The organism is Chrysiogenia bacterium, assembly GCA_020434085.1.
Taxonomy (GTDB): Bacteria; JAGRBM01; JAGRBM01; order JAGRBM01; family JAGRBM01; genus JAGRBM01.
The window spans coordinates 1-1,706 of the sequence record JAGRBM010000082.1 but is presented as its reverse complement, the minus strand read 5'-3'; the positions used below and the strand labels follow the sequence as shown (position 1 = coordinate 1,706).

Here is a 1,706-nt window from a genome sequence, read left to right as displayed (position 1 = left end):
CCCTCGAGGACGCCGCCACGCCCGATGACCGCGCCCAGTGCTGGACCCTGCTCCACTACGTACATGCCAAGCGGCGCGACCTGGAGGCGGCGCTGGCGTGCTGCCTCAGGGCCGAGGCCGAGCTTCCGGGTGCCGCCCACCAGAAGGGCGTCACCGCCTACTTCCTTGCCTACTACTACGAACCCAAAGACCCGGCGGCCGTGTGCGAGAAGGCGCGCGAGCTGATCGCCATTGCCCGCGACAGCGCGCTCCTTCACGAAGGGCACCGCCTCATCGCCGAGACCGAGCTCGCCCGCGGCCATCACGAGGATGCCGCCCGTCATCTGGGTGAAGCCTTCGCGGTGGACGATCTGACATTCCTCGAAATGGGCAGTCCCGGCCTGACCCTGCTGCAACGCTTCATCGACCACCGGCTTGAACGAGAGATCTGCGCGCGCATCGTCGCGCGTCTCGAAGCCGATCTGGCGGAGAACGCCGCGCATTCGATGCGCGAGACATTGCGGGAGCTGCGCAGACGGTTGGGGGTGGGGCGGTGAGAGGGATTGGAATTTTCCTGCTCTCAGCGCTCCTCATCGCTGTTTCTGGTTCCCAAGGACAGGCCTTCGATGCGGGCAATTCGTTCGAAGGATGCGTCCTTCAACGGAGTACCAGGTTCGTCGATGTCAACGGCGCATCGGACCGGAAATACAAGCCAATTGTTGCGCTTATGAAAGAGAACTACACCCTCGACAACGCCAGCTACCGAGTCGTTGTCTATGAGAACGGCCTCGTGCTGAAGAGACAACGTGCAAAACGCGGTTACCATACATATGCGGGCTGCATGAATCCGAACACCTTGTCCGGGGTTCGTCACTCGCTCGAACAACTACCACTGGAAAATGCATACCCTGGCACCGATTGCACCTCGGTTGACCACGTGTCGACCTACAGTGTCGTAATCCGCAAACCTGAAGGATGGCTGGTTACCGCGACCAGAGGATTTCCAGCGGACGGATGCGCCCCTCCGGCCATGGTCGAGGCGTGGAAGCAAGTCGACACTTTGGAAGTCGAGAACAAAATTCAAATCACTTCGTATCCACAATTTCGACTCGCGCTCATGGACTTGCCGTGCGTGCAGGATCGAAGCGGTCTGGATCGCAGTTACTATGAGCAGCGCCTGCGAGAATCTCCGGGTACCTTTCAGACACCCCCGGCGGCACCCGCAATTGAGGTCCTCGAAGATGTCAGCTCTCGGTTTCAGAAGGGACTACTGGCAGCACGCCTGACGCTGACCGATCCTGCCGGCACCGCTGACAATGGAACCGGCCGCACGTGCTCCTTTCGATTAACGCAGGAAGAATGGTATCAAGTGTTCCCAGCGCTCCGGCCTTTGCATTTGCATCCTGAGTCTCGGGATACAGAGCCGGCATTTGACCCCGCAAGCATCTGGCTACAAAGCACCTACTACCCGGACGCGGAAAACCCTGCCTGCACAACAACTACGGCGTACGACGCCAAGGGTGGCGTCCGCGAAGAGATCAAGAACATCAGGGCCGAGAGCCGTGACATTTTCCATCGACTTACCAAGGAAGAACTCCAAGCGGCACAGGCAGCGGTGGGCGAGCTAAAGGCATCCCACAGTTGCGAAGACAGCAACCTCAGCAGGTAGTGACTTTCCAATCCCCCAAAAACGGGCCCCAATCGGGGCCCGTTTTTTTGTGACAATG

General features: G+C 59.7%; 2 protein-coding genes. Both read left to right on the top strand.

The window, feature by feature from the left end:
- Positions 1–536: hypothetical protein (locus KDH09_02830; protein ID MCB0218603.1), on the top strand; the 536-nt coding region annotated here is incomplete at its 5' end.
- Positions 533–1,648, top strand: a complete 1,116-nt coding sequence (locus KDH09_02825) for a hypothetical protein (protein ID MCB0218602.1) — start codon at positions 533–535, stop codon at positions 1,646–1,648. The genes KDH09_02830 and KDH09_02825, both read left to right, overlap by 4 nt.
- Positions 1,649–1,706: the final 58 nt, after the last annotated feature.